Consider the following 16400-nt stretch of genomic DNA (forward strand, 5'->3'; position numbering starts at 1 on the left):
TTTATATACGCCCATAGCAACGAGAGTTGCAATATCGACCTGTGCATTTATCGCAAGTTGCTGCATCAGTTGCTAAGCACAAAGCTGTTGCCAACGGCGGTGATCTTTACCTCATGCGCCACGGCAGCTGACCATGCTGCACTTTCTTACCTACAAAGACATACCAGTCTAAAACACATCAGCGCCAGTAGACCAGCCCAAATTAAATCGCTAAGAATCCACACCACATCAAATGTCCCCGATAGCACAGTAACGTTTGCCACTAAATATTCTGGCTCGAATACAACAGAGCAACAATCTAGTCCTGTTCATCAGTGCGACACACCATCACGTTGAATTACCTTCAGAAAGGTCATCCATAGAATCTTGATGTCAAACAAGAAGCTTTGACGCTCCAAGTACTCAGCATCAAATGCCACCTTATGCGGGATGGGCAGTTCATCGCGTCCATTTACTTGAGCCCAACCTGTCAAACCTGGCACCAAGGTGTGCACGCAGTTTAGTGTTCGCAGATCAATCAATTCTTTTTGATTAAATAAGGCAGGCCTTGGACCCACAAAGCTCATGTCGCCAATCAAAATACTCCACAGTTGCGGCAATTCGTCCAGGCTGCTTTTGCGTAAAAAGGAACCAATGGGTGTGAGGTGCTGCTTAGGATTGTTGAGTAAGTGTGTGGCCACTGCAGGTGTGCCGTCTTTCATGCTACGAAACTTCGGCATTTTGAAGATCACATTGTTTCGACCAATCCGGTCAGACCAATACAGCACCGGGCCATTAGAAGTCAAACGAATAAGCAATGCAACGACAAGCATAGGAATTAATGTAGATAAACCTACAAAGACAACTAGCAGCAAGTCGAATAACCGTTTCATGAGGATTGCAAACGCTTTACAAATAGGACGCTTAAGAATTATCTTAACTTCTTTTAGTATTTAATTTATTAGCATAGAAAGTCGACATTGCTTGCACAACAAGCGTTTGCGGGTAAAGCATCATCACCCGCTTTCGCGCAGCTACACCTAACTTAATCCGCATCTCACGATCAGCCGCAATTTTTTGAAGCTTGGCAGCAAGATCAGTAATATTTTTTTGCTCGTGCAACATACCTGTTTCTCCGTCCACCACAACTTCTGTCACACCGTAAATACGTGACGCAACCGCAGGTAAACTCATTGAAGCAGACTCAAGCAATGTCACATTTAATCCCTCCCTATGGCTTGGCAAGCAAAAAATATCACTTGCTGCCATGAAATGCTGGGGTGTTTGCGTTACTCCAACTACCCGATGAACACGTCCTGGAAATTTGATTGCCACTTCTGACACTCGCTCTTCCAGACTATCTTCATCCTGCCCCACCACCATTAGGAACACGGAGGGGTCAGACTTAGCAACCAGATTAAAAGCAGAACAAAGATCTTCTACCCCTTTATCTCGCTTGAGACGCCCCAAGTATAAAACCACAACCCCCTCTTGTGGTATCTGAAAACGACTTCTAAGCGCCTTCCGCATTGTCTCATTAGGTGAAAATCGCGTCGTATCAACACCACAGATCGATCCATTAGCCAACACTTTGATCCTTCCCGCACTTGAAATGCCTTCATGCACCAAGAAATCAACTTGTTCATGACCATCTGCAAGCAAATCAGTTGCCGCCCAAATAAGGATCTTGTCTAATTGTTTGAGTAACCACCGAATAATACCGGTCTTACTCACCCAGACCTGCCCCGTGAAGGTATGCACCCTAACAGGCACCCCCGCGAAGCGAGCAGCAATCATTGAAAGCAATCCCGCCTTGGGTGTCAGCGAATGAACACAATCGAACTTGTGCTTATGAAAAATAGTAATTAGCTTGATAAGCGCTAGAAAGTCTCTCCAAGGAGAAATATCGCGCTCAATGTTCAGCGGTTGAAATGCGACTTGCTTTGATAGCACCCCCCCCAACTCCGAGGCATCACCACGTGCAACCAGCGTTATGACGTAAGTTTTTGACAATTCTAAAACATGCGGTGACATAAAAAAAATCAGACTGTTTGTAATTGTTGAAACAAAACAAATTTTTTTATGGTTATTATTTATCTGCATCATCATTACCTTTTCTGCGCTGTGAAAAAAACCAACGTTTTGCACACGTTAGCAAAGCAGACACCAGCCAACGGGGATCCCCCCCTCGAACGAAGTTAGACCATTGTGCCCCTGCGACGACGGCATAAGCAACTGCAGAACGTCTAGCTATACCGCCAGCTTCAGCTCGATATCCTAGGAGAACCTCAGGAATATTTGCAAATTTAATATCTACAGTATTCATTAAACGCAACCATAAATCGTAGTCCTCCGCATATAGGCCACCTAAATACCCGCCAGCCTGCGCGACGATTTCGCGTCGAAACATTACAGTCGGGTGACACAGAGGGTTGCGTAAAAATAAAGCACGTCGAATAAATTCATTTTCAGTTGGTAGCCGCACAGTTTCGAATGGAATATCATTTATATCGATCATCGAATACCAAGAGCCACATACTGCAATTTCAGGATTGCTCTCCATAAATTCAAACTGCGTTGATAGTCTATTAGGATAAGAAATATCATCCGCATCCATGCGAGCGATGTACTTTGCACTCGCAAAGTCCAACCCCAAGTTTAAAGAATGATTTAAATAAGATACACTCGAATTAATAATTTTGATCTGATCGTACGGTAATAGTGTATCTTTAACCAAATCCAACGAGAGTGACGCCTCACCATTCAAGACAATAATTATTTCATAATTATTTTTGAAATCCTGCTGCAAAACTGAGTTAATTGCTCGATAGAAAAAACAGTCTACCCGATTAGTGCAGATAAGTATGGATACTTCAATCAACAGAAACCCCTTGTAAATTCACTTATTTACCCTGATAAGCATGATGAGAATGCCAACTTTTATACAAATCAATCAATGCAGCAAAACCGAAACATAAAATTAGCATCCACCAAGTGTATCTATAACGATAGAGTGCGCCCAAATACGGAACAGCAACACCATAAACAGCCATCATTGATACTGACAAACCAACAGGGATTATAATTAATGCATCCCTTTTGCGCCCGCCCCACAAAATTAAGGCAATCATGCCCATATAAAAAAATAGTGCCTCAAAAGGAACAATAGTATAAAAAAGAGATATTTCATTTTTAAAATTATAGAACCAATGATCTGGCCAAGGTGAAAAAACTCCAATTAATGCACCGCGAGGAATATATTCAAGTCCTTCAATAGTGGTTTTTGGGAAAATATTTGTATCTGTAAACGAGTATATTGTTGCCAAATTTCTCTGTCCTTCTAAAGTAGAAAAGATTAGACAACGATTAGCCATCAATGCTTTTATTTTTTTATTTACAATTGAAGGCATAAATTCAGCATCGTGCCAAACGCTCGCGTCTATAAATGAAAGACATTGCACATAAATCTTCTCAGACTTGTGTGATTGCATTGAAGCATCTGCATAGTTATCAAATCCATTTAACGTGCTGTCTGAAACTGCCCCAGTTCCTAAAGCAGAACACGTAACAATGAGAACAGATGCATAGGACAAAAAACGAATTAATATCCATGGCTTAAGCCCTGTTGATGCGCAATAAACACTCCTTATCAAAAACACAATAGATATTATTGGAAGTAATATTTGATTGACGTACGGGCGCATTAAAAAAATTAAGAAAAGTCCAGACACCGCCATTACTAATGATTGAAGCCCGCTCTTACCCGATATGTCATCTTTCGCAGATTCATACAATTTTACGAAACCATAAACAAATAAAACCCCTCCAGTTATAACAAAACTTTCCTTATTAATTTGTGAAAACCAAACAATCATGTATGGAGATATTGCTAGAGGTAAAGACGCTATTATAGATGTATGTAATGTAAACCACATGCGAAGTAGCAAAACAATCACTGCTACTGATGTAGCATGTAGCAAGGCATTAACCAATACTATTGAATAGATATTATCATAAATTAAGAATAGCAAAGCAGCAACGCCGGAAATTCCTTGCCCTTCTGGACGAAGCTCATATGCATTGAAACCATTAGTGTTTATGGCTGTAAGGATTTTTTGAGCTAAAACTAAATAATACTGCGGATCGCCACCGATGTTTCCATTTGTCGACAATGGCATTAAAGCAACTAAGTACTCGCGTATAAAATACATAGCAGAAAATGCATATGCGAAAACACAAAAAAACAACTTAGCAACTATTCTTTTCATTATTGGTTGTAATCTTTTTTTATAGTTTTTTTACTAAATGATCGGCCATTCTTAGTGACAAAGCAGCAATTGTAAGTCCGGTATTGGCATAACCACTTGCAGGTATGAGTGATCCATCGCAAACATATAAATTATCAATACCGTGAACTTTACCGTTTTCATTGCAAACGCCTTGACTTGGTGAAACATGCATTCTTGCTGTTCCTGAGTGATGTGATGATGATTGAAGATCATTATTCCAGCAAGGAAATACGTGTGCGTTTAAAAGCTTGCCCCCAAGTTTATTGATCACTTGATTAATAGCTTTCTGCAGGACATCGGTATAAGATTTATCCAATTTCCAATTGCGGAAAATCAACCGTCTTTCGTTATCTGTCCACACGCTACGAACAGCTTCTGTCGGTTGTTCTGCCACCATTAGTAATGTGTAATGGCGAGTTGGGAGGTGAATACCAAATTTAAAGGATAGCACATCAAGAAAATCATCCCAGTGTGAAAGTATTCGAAAATAATTACGTATTTTATAGGGCTGATTTCTCAAATCGCTAAGCACACTAGAAACTTTGTTTCGTGGCCGAAATTGCACTGCCGGCCTAAGCTGAAAAGATACAAGTAATCCATCCTGCGACACAACCATTGGCAGCCGCAAAGTACCTTTTCCACCGAGTACTTGAAAATTCCATAATTTATAGATCGGAGCATCAAGCGTCACTTCAGCGACAAACCCTGTTGGATGATCCTCATAATTAAAACCCGCCAAGTCTGAGCCACTGTAATTTTTCACATCATTTAGTTTCTGAAGCAAAAGTGGAGTACTCAAACCACCAGCGGCAATTACAAAAATATCACCTTCAATAAGAAATTCACCATTCGCGCAAGACAGCTTTAACTGGCGTATTTTAAAAGATGAATCCACAGTAAAATCCGTAACCTCACCCTTTATTAATTTTACTCTGCTTTTAAGTTTGAATTTTTTCCATACATTTATCCTTCGACTAGGATAATACAGCCCCTGATGCAATAAATTTTCTGGTATACCATTAGCTATAAGTTTACTCCGCAAAGCCTGAGTTGCATCCATAACAGCATGCCGAGAAACCCCTGATAGCTTATTAAAAGCAGCATCATAATAATCACTCAATTCAGTTTTACTAAATGGCCATTTCTTTGCAAAGATCTCGTCTTCAATCTCAATTAGACCGTTATGCCAAACAGTCGTCGAGCCACCTAGCCCAGAACCGACATGTGGGTAGGTGATGGCCGCCTTTCCAATATCCTTAATTCGCGACTGCAACTGTGTTGATCGCGACCCTAGCTCAACAACAGTAACATCCCAAATTTCAGCTAGCGCATCAGCCAAAAAACAACCACCAAGACCCGCACCAACTATCACCAGTCTTGGCATCAAGATCTCCTTTTGAATTTTATTACATGCTCTTCGTGTGGCGCTAAAGGTATATGATCTTTAAATACACTTGTATCTATCATCATCCCATTATTCCATTGCTCTAACAAAAATAGAGCAGATACACTACCACTTAGATTTTGTATCTCATTTTGTACTCTGTTGATCGGCAAATTAAGAATTTTGCTTTCCCTAAAACAAACTCCAACACGCTGTGTCATTAGATCATTAAATGTTTTTAGGGCGACCTCGTAACTATTTGGAGCTTTAAATTTTGAAATTCGACTCAAAACACGCACTTCTGCCGTTGAAAGAATATGCCCATCAACCGACCATGGATCTGACCACTCGCAACCCCGCTCAAACCATGCAAACATAAGTAAATCCGGAGAGATTTCACTTTGAAAAAAATTTGGAGGTAATTGACTTACATTCGCTGTATAACTTCGTCGAAGATTCGGACTGTGTCGCAGACTAAGAGTTGTGTGTCGCGAATCTAGATTTGCCACAATACTCAAATCAAATGGGCGGATAAAAACAATATCATCGACCAAAAAGAAAATCGAGGTGACTTTCACATTATCCAAAACAGATAATAGACTAGTGCGAAAATTATGAGATTCATTAACGAAAGTGACTGTTACAGATCTATTGAAAAATATTTCCTCAACCTCACGATAGGCTTTCTCATGTTCGTCGCTACTAACAGCGTAAATCACGAAGACTGGAACTGGATTTTTCACGCAAATGAAATAGGTATTCAATAAAGCGTGGAGTTGTAGCGCTCGATCCTTGCTGAACACCACACAAACAAGCCCTTGCTCCAACTTGCAGCATTCAATTTCGACCAATTCTTTAACAGCACATGCTCGCTGGATCAGTATTTGTTTATAAATAATATTTGACAGTAGTGTACCGCCAAAATAAGCAGCAAATTTACGAGAAAGTTTAACAACGGCAGTACGAAAAAAATTCATTACAAAAACTTCATTTAATTAAATTACAATAAATATTTGCAAAAAATATTAGGCACTAGGATTTTGCAAATTAATTTTTTCAAACACCTAAATTTACAATCCAAGCTTATTCATAAGCCGATTAAGAAACCTACGAATAGGCGTTTTATTTTTAATAAATGATACCGACGGAAGAAGTCTATCGATTTCGCTAGTTTTTTCAATAAAAAAAGGCCGATCAAATTCAACACCCTCAAAAAAAAGCTTTTTATTGGTTGCGCAGATATCATCCCAACCAAATTCGAGTGTTTTATGAAAGAATAAGGCTACAGCAGAAAACTCATTGAAGTTAGTTTCAAATTTGGGCAGATATCTCAACACATTCCGTTCGAAATCAAACTTAACGAAATTTAAATGAACATCGAAGTCGTATAAATATTCGTAAGTGATCAAGGGATATTCCAGATATCCACGTCCAGAAGACACTCTAAATAACTCACCTAGGAAATAAACTGGATCAGGAACATGCTCAATTACGTGAGAGCAAATTACATAATCGAATTGATTATTTTCAAAAGGAAACCCCCCCCCATCATAATAATAGACAGGTCGGCCATTGAAATTAGCTTCGTTAACAATTCCGCCACGCTGAGAAATTTTATCTTGAACCGTATCAAAATTAAGCTCAAGAAATGCATTGCTTCTGGGATGAGGCGAGGCGCCCGGCCCGATTTCAAGTACCTTATCTTTAGGACGAATTGAATTTACTCTTTCAGGAAAAAACATTTCAATCCTCTTGACGCTTGATAGCAATGCAGTGCCAGCCAAAACAAGCAACATCCGATGCTGATTGAGATTTGCCACGTAACATGAAATATACAAAAGCAACACCAGCAACTAGATAAGCCAACGGCCAGCACCTGTCACCATAGCGCTTCGCCATTACTGGCAGCCTTAGGATTTCTTGCTTAGCATAAGAGAACCAATCACCGTTTGAAGTCAACTCTTGAATCTCAAAACTTCGTGATGGAAGATGATATTCATACCAGTAGCGGCTATATCCGGTTGCGTAATGATAGGGGGCAAAATGAACTAAAGATGCAAAAGGAGCGGTAATAATCAGTTTGCCGCCTGGTTTGAGAAGGCGCCGAAATTCATCCAAGGCCTTGAGCGCGCAAGGCAAATGCTCAAATACCTCGCTGCACAGAATTACATCAAATGAGGCGTCTGATTCTGGAATATTCACAATATCACAGACCAAGTCAATCTTGCTGGTGTCCCAAGCACCAGTTTGCAAACCCAGTTCGTCCCCAATACCCTCATATTGACACACATCTTGCGAAACATTGGCAAGATGGTTGCATAGTGGTTTATTCCTTAGCTCACCCGCCCCTGCGTCAAGTATGCGTGCACCTGCCGGGATGGCTGCCAGTGTCTGCTCAAGCCACTTATTGCGCATGTCTTCATTGATGCTAAGTCCCGCGACTTTCCTTACTATTTTTATCATTTATGCTGTCTCATTCTTTGATAAATGTAAATATACCTAATGCATAACGCAACTTGGACAAGTCCGTCATATCCTGCTTAGGATTTGAGGCATGCACAAGCGTACGACTTGGATCTACCCAAGAAAACTTACTTAGTACTAGTCCATGAACTGCGGCAAGCTTCACCAAAGAAAGTGGATCAAATATTCGATGTGCATTAAATTCCACGCGCTCCTGACCAATAGGAACAGAAAGATAAAATACTCCTCCACGCTTCAGTATCTTAGCCATGTTACCCAATCCGGCCACATATCCATTAGGGTCTATCGGATCACCATAACGACCCAAACCGAAATGCTCTAAAGCATGTAAACAGGATAGAGAATCACAATACTCAATAAGCGAATCTTCTGGACTCATAAGATTTGCCTGCCTAAATATGACCCCCTGAATTTTAGAGGTAATAGGGCGAATATCAAATACTTCTATATCTCTGAAGCTAGCCACATGCGCGACAAAACCATCAATGCGAGAACCGACATCCACATGCTTAATAGGATTTGCATAATTAATCTCTTTAGCCACATACAGATCCTGCCAAAAATACTCATCCTTGGTGGATCCACCTTCGTCATACCAATCAAACAAACAAGGACGGAACTTGAGATTCCCCTTGTAATTCTTACGAAAACGAATCCATCCAACTATGTAGCGCGGAATACCTCTGCATGACCTCACCATTCGCCTAGGATCAAAGCCGAACTGCGCACTGACAATCCAATAAATTTTCTTAATTATTTCATTCATCTGTTTTTTTTAGCCATTCTAAGCTGATTAAAAGTCCAATAAAATTGATCGACAACCACCCAAAGGTTGCGCCGATTGGCCCTTGCCACGCGACAAGGGGCGGGATCAAAAGAACTGAGAGCACCAGAGCTAGAGTATTTACTAGAAGCATCCGGTGAATTCTTTTCTTCACAATCCAGTTCAAATATCCAACATTGTAAAGGTAGTTGCAGCAGGTGCCCACCAGCAAGACAGTCAGCAATGGATAGATTACCTCTGCCGCCTGCGGGTTTCTTAGCCAAATAGTAAGCAACCATTTACCGACAAGTAGAAAAATCACGATTACCAAGCTAGTCATTACCAAAATAAATATCGACAACTTAACGTAAAGCGCACGCAAAGCAATAGGCGCTGCTCTCAATAGAATCGCACGTGGCATTACCGCTTGAACCAAGGGGCCAATCAATTGCAACAGTCCCGCTGCGACTGTAGCGGCGACAGTGTAATAACCAAATTGTTCAATACTCACCATCCGACTAAGAATGATCTTGTCCATTTGTACTGTAAGTGCACCAAGCAACGCAACCCCTGACATGCTTGCAATCACTCGCCACACCTCTTGAAACTCTTGTTTATCCCATATAACCTGTCCGCGCTTTACACCCAGAACTCTCCACGCAAGATTGCACCGTATCAATGTTTCCAGAAGTGCAGCGCATGCATGCCAAATGATATACGCAGAAAATGTTGGCCATAAAAATACAACGATTACGCCGCCGAAATGCCTTATCAAGGTTCCACCCGAAATAACAGCATTCAGAGCAACTTGCGCCTGAGCCCCGACCAGCAAACTGCGATAGATTGACCCTGGAAACTGGGCTGCAAAGATGGCGGCTGCTCCATAAATTGCATTCCTACCAGTTGCAACTGGCAGCCCTTCTAAATTTAACCAATGGCTTGCAAAAGTGTCAGCAAACACCGCCCCGCCCACACCCACAAAAAACGCAATGCCCCAGTATATTCGTTCGAAACCAAAAAGCAGCGACGCAGCTCTGTCTCGCCCCTGATCAGTGGCGTTAAAACGAAGAGAAATCTCACGCACCAGTGCTTGACCCATGCCAGCATCCAGCATACCAAGGACCGCTTGCAACATTGCAATAAATCCGATCAAGCCAAACTGCTTGGAGCCGAGCTCCGAAAGATACCAAGGTAAAGCAAGAATTGGCGCCAACACTGCGACACCTGTTCCGATGTAATTCGCAATAATATTTCTTTTAATTGACATTGTTTACTTAGCAATTCCCACTTAATAAATTACTACAAGTTGGCTCCGTCTTTTAATAAAATATTTGAAAGGCTTGCTCTTTAAATATCGAGCTATAGTTGGGTATTTTGATTATGTTGAATCATTAGAGCTACATGTATGCTTTAATTTTACCGACTATAAATTCTGTTGTAAAACTCTTTAAAGTTAAAAAAGCGCTTTGGTACATCTGGACTACCACCCGTGCTGTTGATGCGTAATCAGTTTTGTATTTGAATTCGATAACGGATGTGTATTCAAGAAAATAGTTTGACACGGATCCAAGTTCGTTTTCAGACCTCGCATAAGGTTAGAGTGCGCGATGCTTGTTGGCACGTTCAATCATTACTTGATTCTGCAGTTTAACTAGGCATCTCGACTATCAGCTAAATTCGCCTTAAGCTGCCAAACTATCAAGCAATTCATACGAAGCACAGTTTGACGTGTTCAATGAAAGATGACTACTACTTTTAGCAACACATACTGAAGGAACGGATGAATGGAATCATAGGCAGGTTGCAATTTCAAAAATTTGAAATGTATTGCTCGCCGACTGTACGAATAAGCGGCCCCCTTCAGTCAAGCCTGAAGTGCTGGGCCTCCTGGCTTGTTAGCCGATGTCTATTGAGTGTCGGGTTGGTGACATGCCAGTTTTAAACTGACCGCCACTGCTTCCTCATCCAACTGAGCGCCGAAGCTATCAACCACGTACAGGGTAATCGCTTGTTTGTTTTTATGTGGCAACAGCAACATCTCCTGCGGGATGAGTTCGATTTTGAAACTCTGACGAAAAACCTTCCTTACCCCCAAAGGTCTTCAGACGCACACCTGCAGCGGCGAGTGCGTCCATTTCTTTTTAAAGGTAATAAACAAACAGCTCCATTAAGGTGAACACCTCGCCTACAGGGCGGCCCCAGTTTTGTCACTGCGGAAAAAGTGCGTAATGCTCTTAATACCTATCTTGGCGCAATGCTCAACTAGCGCTTTAAGCCCGCCCAGCCCTCAGCATGCCCCACAGGGCGAGGCATTTGACGCGCTTCCGCCCAACAACTATTTCCTTCTATGATGATGATGATGATGATGATGGCAATATGTTGAGGCCATCTGACAAGAGTTTGTACGGACACGAACTTAATGAATAAATAAAGTGGGCACGCTATAGGCCGTTAACAAAGCTTTCGTTTATCAGGTGCGTAGGGTTATCCACACTAGAGAGTACGATGCTAAATTGATTTTTTATCAACCCCCTTTTACTCAACACTCACATTAAGGTTGTAACCATGCTTTTTTAGGAGTGCGTGTTTTTTGGCTTCTTCTAAATCAGTCGCCACCATCTCAGCACACATTTGCTGTACGGTAATTTCTGGCGTCCAGCCCAGCTTGGCTTTGGCTTTAGATGGATCGCCCAGCAGAGTTTCGACCTCTGTGGGACGGAAGTATCGCGGGTCGATCTTGACCACCACATCACCCACATTGAGACAAGGGGCTTTATCACCCTTGATAGCGGCGACAGTAGCCGTCTCATCCACGCCTTTGCCTTCAAACTTCAATGTCACGCCCAGCTCCTCAGAGCTCCATTGGATGAACTGGCGCACGCTGTATTGCACGCCTGTGGCTATGACAAAGTCGTCGGCTTGTGGCTGCTGCAACATCATCCATTGCATGCGCACATAATCTTTGGCATGACCCCAGTCGCGCAGCGCGTCTAGGTTGCCCATGTACAGGCATTGCTCTAAGCCTTGGGCGATGTTGGCTAAGCCACGGGTGATTTTTCGGGTGACGAAGGTTTCACCACGGCGTGGGCTTTCGTGGTTAAACAAAATGCCGTTACAAGCATACATGCCATAGGCTTCGCGGTAGTTGACGACGATCCAATACGCATACATCTTGGCCACGGCGTAGGGGCTGCGCGGGTAGAAAGGCGTGGTTTCTTTTTGCGGGATTTCTTGCACCAAGCCATACAGCTCTGAGGTGCTGGCTTGGTAAAAACGGGTTTTCTTTTCAAGGCCCAATATACGGATGGCCTCTAACAAGCGAAGGGTGCCAATGCCGTCCACATCGGCAGTGTATTCAGGGGACTCAAATGAGACAGCCACATGGCTTTGTGCGCCGAGGTTGTAGATTTCATCCGGCTGCGTTTCTTGCACGATTCGAATGAGGTTGCTGGTGTCACTCAGGTCACCATAGTGCAGCTTGAAGTTGGCGTGCTCAATGTGCGGGTCTTGGTAGATGTGGTCAATACGCTGGGTGTTGAACAACGATGCGCGACGCTTGATGCCGTGGACTATGTAGCCCTTCTCTAACAAAAACTCAGCAAGGTACGAACCGTCTTGGCCTGTGATGCCCGTAATGAGGGCTACTTTGGGTTGGTTTTGTTGGGTCATAGTTTGCTCACAAAGTCTTGATAGGCGGCAACAAGGCCATGTTGTAAATCCACCTTGGCTTGCCAGCCTAGGGCGTTGAGGCGCGAGCTGTCCATCCACTTGCGTGGGGCGCCGTCGGGCTTGGATGTATCGAATTCGATTTGGCCTTGGTAGCCCAAGGTTTGGGCGATGGTGTGTGCCACTTCGGCAATGGTCACATCCGAGCCGCTGCCCACGTTGATGTGACTTTGCATGGGCGTGGTGTGTTGGTCGTAAGTGGCCTTGGGCAACTGCATGACATGCACACTGGCCGCCGCCATGTCGTCTACATACAAAAACTCGCGGCGTGGTGTGCCTGTGCCCCAAATGGCTACGCTGTGCGTATTGGCCAGCTTAGCCTCGTGGAAGCGGCGAATGAGTGCAGGAATGACGTGGCTGTTTTCGGGGTGATAGTTGTCGCCCGGACCATACAGATTGGTGGGCATGACGCTGCGGTAGTCCACGCCGTGGCTAGCGCCATATTGGCGGTTGTAGCTCTCGCACAGTTTGATGCCGGCAATTTTGGCAATGGCGTAGGGCTCATTCGTTGGCTCTAGCGTGCCCGTAAGCAGGGCGTCTTCACGCATGGGTTGCTGCACCATGCGCGGGTAGATGCAGCTCGAGCCTAAGAACAAAAGCTTTTGCACACCATTTTGAAATGCAGCCTCAATGACGTTGGCTTGCACCATGAGGTTTTGGTAAATGAAGTCGGCGGGGTAGGTGTTGTTGGCGTGGATGCCCCCCACTTTTGCTGCGGCTAAGTACACCTGCGAGGGCTTTTCTGCCGCGAAGAACTGATGCACGGCCAACTGATTGGTTAAATCTAGCTCAGCATGCGTGCGGGTCACGATGTCTACTTGCCCTTGTTTTTCTAAGACCCGAACAATGGCAGAACCCACCATGCCTCGATGACCAGCGATGTAAATTTTTTCCATGCTACTCATTTCAATGACTCACCTTGCCAAAGCGTCGTTCACGCGTTTTATACCAATGCAGCGCCTTGCTGATTTCAGCCTCATCAAATTCAGGCCACAGTGCATCAGAAAAATACAACTCAGCATAGGCGGATTGCCACAACAAGAAGTTGCTGATGCGCTGCTCACCGCCTGTTCGGATGAGCAAATCTACATCAGGCATACCCTCTGTGCTGAGGTGCTGAGCCAATGCATCTTGCGACAGCTGTGACACATGCAGAGAAGGGTTGGCTTGCTGCCAGTTTTTGACGGCTTGAACTATGTCCCACTGACCGCCGTAGTTGGCAGCCACTGTTAAGGTGATGGCGTGGTTATGGGCTGTGGCCTCTTCTGTCGATTGGATTCGAGCTTGTAACTCAGCAGGAAAAGCCGAAATATCGCCAATGACTTTGAGGCGTACGCCCGCAGCAGCCAAGCTTTCCATTTCTTTTTCGAGGTACTGCACAAACAACCCCATCAGTGTGGACACTTCGTCTTCAGGTCGTTTCCAGTTTTCGGTACTGAATGCAAACAAGGTGAGGTAGGGAATGCCTTGCTTGGCACAGAACTCCACCAAACTGCGAACGCCGGCAGCGCCTTTGGCATGCCCCACAGTTCTGGGCATGTGTCGCTTTTGCGCCCAACGCCCATTACCGTCCATGATGATGGCAATGTGCTCAGGTAAATTGGAAGAGTTAAATGTCACTAGATCAGAGCAAAAGTGGCGCAGACACGCTACCGCTTTTCGCGCTTTAGCAAAGTCTTCAATTATCAACTACGACAAATATGTCGAAGTAGATAAAAAGTAGACTTACACTATCCTCTACCGTAGGTATCTTCAAAACGCACGATGTCGTCTTCACCCAAATAGCTGCCTGTTTGCACTTCAATGATTTCCAGCGGAATGCTGCCAGGATTGGCCAAGCGGTGAACTTCGCCTAGAGGGATGTAGATGGATTGGTTTTCACCCAACAAGGTGACTTTGTCGCCACACATCACCTCAGCCGTGCCCTTCACCACAATCCAATGCTCAGCGCGGTGATGATGCTTTTGCAAGCTCAGGCTTGCACCGGGTTTAACTTGGATGCGTTTGACTTTGAATCGTTCGGCCTCATCAATGCTGTCGTACCAGCCCCAAGGGCGGTGCACTTTGCGGTGTAAGGATAGCTCTTCGCGCTTGTTAGCTTCGAGTTGCTGCACAAGCTTTTTGACGTTTTGGCTTTGTGAGCGATCGGCCACCAGCACGGCATCGGCCGTTTCCACCACGATAAGGTTGCTCACTCCCACTGCGCCCACCAGGCGGCTGCTGGCGTGAATGAAGGTATTGGATGTATCGACCAACAAAGCGTCGCCTTGCACCACATTGCCTTGGGCGTCTTGGTGGCCGTCTTGGTTGACCTGCCAAACGGCATCCCAGGCGCCTAGGTCGTTCCAGCCCGCGTCTAAGGGCACCATGTGGATCGGGTAGCTAGAACTTGGGCACTTTTCCATGACAGCGTAGTCGACCGACTCAGACGGCACTTGGATGAAGGCCTCTTTGTTAGGGCGAATGAAAGGTGTGTCGATGGTTTTACATTGCCACGCCACTTGTGTAGCCTTAGCGATATCAGGGCGAAAGTGCTGCAACGCTTTGAGCCATGTGCTGGCACGCAGCACAAACATGCCGCTATTCCACGTGTGTTGGCCGCCAGACAAATAGGCTTTGGCCACTTCTAAGCTGGGCTTTTCGGCAAACTGGGCTACGGTGTATTCACCATGCGTGCCCGCTGCACCCCACTGCTGGATGTAGCCATAGCCCGTTTCGGGCTTATCAGGGGTGATGCCCAAGATGACGATGCTGCCATCTGCTGCGATACGAATGCTTTGTTGCAGCGCATGTTGAAACGCCACTGGGTTTTGCACGGTTTGGTCGGCGGGTGTGACGACCAGAATTGGGTCTTGCCCATCTTCGGTCGCTTGTAGTGCCGCTAAGGTGAGAGCGGGCGCCGTGTTGCGGCCTGTGGGCTCTAGCAACAAAGTGGCATCCACACCTTTGATTTCGCGCAGTTGCTCAAGTGACAAAAAACGATGTTCTTCGTTGGTCACAACCAAAGTGCGGCCCACTGTGATGTCTGCCGCACCCAGTTGGTTCACGCGCTCAACCGCTTGCTGAAACAAGCTGGTGGTGCCCGACAAAACCAAAAACTGTTTTGGAAAACCCGCACGAGACAGGGGCCACAGGCGCGTGCCAGAACCGCCGCAAAGAATGACTGGTACTACTTGATGCATTTGAGAATTATCGCTGTGAAGCTAGACCACGCGCAGGCTCTCGACCGCCATGCGCAGCTTTTGTGGCTGCCCAAGCAAATCAACCAACACAAAGGCTCGAGTTTCGCCATCGTGGGCGATGTATTTGCCCTCTAAGCCTTGCAGGGGGCCGCTGGCGACTTGCACGCTGTCGCCGGGGGCGAACATGCGCTCTAGGGTTTCGGGCGGGGCCTCTTTTAAGAATGCAATGAACTCATGGGGCACTTTGGCGGGCTGCGGACCAAAGCTGACCAGCTTGCTCACACCCAAGGTGGAACGGATGGGGCCCCAGTTTTGGGTTTGGTCGTCGAGCTGAATGAACAGATAACGGCTGAACATGGGCTCGGTGATGGTCTGCACTTTTTGGTTGCGCAGCTTTTGCACCTGCATGGTGGGCAAGAAGCAGTTGAAACCTTGGTTTTGCAAGTTTTCAAGGGCTCGGGCTTCTTGACGGGGCTTGGTGTGCACCACATACCAAGCTTGGTGGTTTGTCTCGGGTTTTTCGCTACTCATTGTTAGAGAAGTCTAACTAAACTTCATATGGTGTTTGGCTGCACTCGGCGTTAAAGTGCGGT

Annotated in this window: 15 protein-coding genes; all 15 read right to left on the bottom strand. The window is 45.0% G+C overall.

Annotated features, from left to right (window positions below; translation table 11 throughout):
• Nucleotides 1-311: 311 nt before the first annotated feature.
• Nucleotides 312-872: a sugar transferase gene (locus B9Z35_RS09160; RefSeq protein ID WP_108283374.1), complete on the bottom strand. Its 561-nt coding sequence runs from the start codon at nt 870-872 to the stop codon at nt 312-314.
• A gap of 43 nt (nt 873-915) precedes the next feature.
• Nucleotides 916-2088, bottom strand: coding sequence for a glycosyltransferase (locus B9Z35_RS09165; protein ID WP_108283375.1), 1173 nt, complete (start codon nt 2086-2088; stop codon nt 916-918).
• The gene (locus tag B9Z35_RS09170; protein WP_158268136.1) at nt 2069-2860 is read right to left on the bottom strand and encodes a glycosyltransferase; all 792 of its coding nucleotides are present in this window, start codon (nt 2858-2860) and stop codon (nt 2069-2071) included. Before B9Z35_RS09170 ends, B9Z35_RS09165 begins: the two co-directional genes overlap by 20 nt.
• A 22-nt stretch (nt 2861-2882) precedes the next feature.
• Nucleotides 2883-4247: a hypothetical protein gene (locus B9Z35_RS09175; protein ID WP_146178984.1), complete on the bottom strand. Its 1365-nt coding sequence runs from the start codon at nt 4245-4247 to the stop codon at nt 2883-2885.
• A gap of 19 nt (nt 4248-4266) precedes the next feature.
• Nucleotides 4267-5652, bottom strand: coding sequence for a GMC oxidoreductase (locus B9Z35_RS09180; RefSeq protein WP_108283378.1), 1386 nt, complete (start codon nt 5650-5652; stop codon nt 4267-4269).
• Nucleotides 5652-6629 (bottom strand): hypothetical protein, encoded by a 978-nt coding sequence (locus tag B9Z35_RS09185; protein ID WP_108283379.1) that lies wholly within the window; start codon nt 6627-6629, stop codon nt 5652-5654. The genes B9Z35_RS09180 and B9Z35_RS09185 overlap by 1 nt, the downstream gene beginning before the upstream one ends.
• A 93-nt stretch (nt 6630-6722) precedes the next feature.
• Complete coding sequence (locus B9Z35_RS09190) at nt 6723-7448, bottom strand: class I SAM-dependent methyltransferase (protein ID WP_108283380.1); 726 nt, start codon at nt 7446-7448, stop codon at nt 6723-6725.
• Nucleotides 7396-8115, bottom strand: coding sequence for a bifunctional 2-polyprenyl-6-hydroxyphenol methylase/3-demethylubiquinol 3-O-methyltransferase UbiG (locus B9Z35_RS09195; protein ID WP_108283381.1), 720 nt, complete (start codon nt 8113-8115; stop codon nt 7396-7398). Before B9Z35_RS09195 ends, B9Z35_RS09190 begins: the two co-directional genes overlap by 53 nt.
• Nucleotides 8116-8125: 10 nt before the next feature.
• Nucleotides 8126-8902 carry a DUF268 domain-containing protein gene (locus tag B9Z35_RS09200; protein ID WP_108283382.1) on the bottom strand — a complete coding sequence of 259 codons (777 nt, stop codon included), beginning with the start codon at nt 8900-8902 and terminating at the stop codon, nt 8126-8128.
• A complete protein-coding gene (locus B9Z35_RS09205) occupies nt 8895-10166 on the bottom strand; it encodes a lipopolysaccharide biosynthesis protein (RefSeq protein ID WP_108283383.1) in 1272 nt (423 codons plus the stop codon). The genes B9Z35_RS09200 and B9Z35_RS09205 overlap by 8 nt, the downstream gene beginning before the upstream one ends.
• Nucleotides 10167-11434: 1268 nt before the next feature.
• Nucleotides 11435-12568, bottom strand: a complete 1134-nt coding sequence (gene gmd / locus B9Z35_RS09210; RefSeq protein WP_108283384.1) for a GDP-mannose 4,6-dehydratase — start codon at nt 12566-12568, stop codon at nt 11435-11437.
• Complete coding sequence (locus B9Z35_RS09215) at nt 12565-13530, bottom strand: GDP-L-fucose synthase (protein WP_108283385.1); 966 nt, start codon at nt 13528-13530, stop codon at nt 12565-12567. Before B9Z35_RS09215 ends, gmd begins: the two co-directional genes overlap by 4 nt.
• 1 nt (nt 13531) lies before the next feature.
• The gene (locus B9Z35_RS09220) at nt 13532-14245 is read right to left on the bottom strand and encodes an isoprenyl transferase (protein WP_255416686.1); all 714 of its coding nucleotides are present in this window, start codon (nt 14243-14245) and stop codon (nt 13532-13534) included.
• A 110-nt stretch (nt 14246-14355) separates the two neighbouring features.
• Complete coding sequence (locus tag B9Z35_RS09225; protein WP_108283387.1) at nt 14356-15807, bottom strand: mannose-1-phosphate guanylyltransferase/mannose-6-phosphate isomerase; 1452 nt, start codon at nt 15805-15807, stop codon at nt 14356-14358.
• 21 nt (nt 15808-15828) lie between these two features.
• Nucleotides 15829-16338 carry a transcription/translation regulatory transformer protein RfaH gene (gene rfaH, locus B9Z35_RS09230; RefSeq protein ID WP_108283388.1) on the bottom strand — a complete coding sequence of 170 codons (510 nt, stop codon included), beginning with the start codon at nt 16336-16338 and terminating at the stop codon, nt 15829-15831.
• Nucleotides 16339-16400: the final 62 nt, after the last annotated feature.

Source organism: Limnohabitans sp. Jir61 (assembly GCF_003063545.1).
In the GTDB taxonomy this organism is placed as follows: Bacteria; Pseudomonadota; Gammaproteobacteria; order Burkholderiales; family Burkholderiaceae_C; genus Limnohabitans.

Bases quoted from the DNA above. Each gene is read 5' to 3' on its own strand.
- B9Z35_RS09195 (WP_108283381.1), bottom strand. From the start codon at position 8,115: ATGATAAAAATAGTAAGGAAAGTCGCGGGACTTAGCATCAATGAAGAC.
- B9Z35_RS09190 (WP_108283380.1), bottom strand. From the start codon at position 7,448: ATGTTGCTTGTTTTGGCTGGCACTGCATTGCTATCAAGCGTCAAGAGG.
- B9Z35_RS09160 (WP_108283374.1), bottom strand. From the start codon at position 872: ATGAAACGGTTATTCGACTTGCTGCTAGTTGTCTTTGTAGGTTTATCT.
- B9Z35_RS09180 (WP_108283378.1), bottom strand. From the start codon at position 5,652: ATGCCAAGACTGGTGATAGTTGGTGCGGGTCTTGGTGGTTGTTTTTTG.
- B9Z35_RS09215 (WP_108283385.1), bottom strand. From the start codon at position 13,530: ATGAGTAGCATGGAAAAAATTTACATCGCTGGTCATCGAGGCATGGTG.
- B9Z35_RS09225 (WP_108283387.1), bottom strand. From the start codon at position 15,807: ATGCATCAAGTAGTACCAGTCATTCTTTGCGGCGGTTCTGGCACGCGC.
- B9Z35_RS09200 (WP_108283382.1), bottom strand. From the start codon at position 8,902: ATGAATGAAATAATTAAGAAAATTTATTGGATTGTCAGTGCGCAGTTC.
- gmd (WP_108283384.1), bottom strand. From the start codon at position 12,568: ATGACCCAACAAAACCAACCCAAAGTAGCCCTCATTACGGGCATCACA.
- B9Z35_RS09185 (WP_108283379.1), bottom strand. From the start codon at position 6,629: ATGAATTTTTTTCGTACTGCCGTTGTTAAACTTTCTCGTAAATTTGCT.
- B9Z35_RS09175 (WP_146178984.1), bottom strand. From the start codon at position 4,247: ATGAAAAGAATAGTTGCTAAGTTGTTTTTTTGTGTTTTCGCATATGCA.
- rfaH (WP_108283388.1), bottom strand. From the start codon at position 16,338: ATGAGTAGCGAAAAACCCGAGACAAACCACCAAGCTTGGTATGTGGTG.
- B9Z35_RS09165 (WP_108283375.1), bottom strand. From the start codon at position 2,088: ATGATGATGCAGATAAATAATAACCATAAAAAAATTTGTTTTGTTTCA.
- B9Z35_RS09205 (WP_108283383.1), bottom strand. From the start codon at position 10,166: ATGTCAATTAAAAGAAATATTATTGCGAATTACATCGGAACAGGTGTC.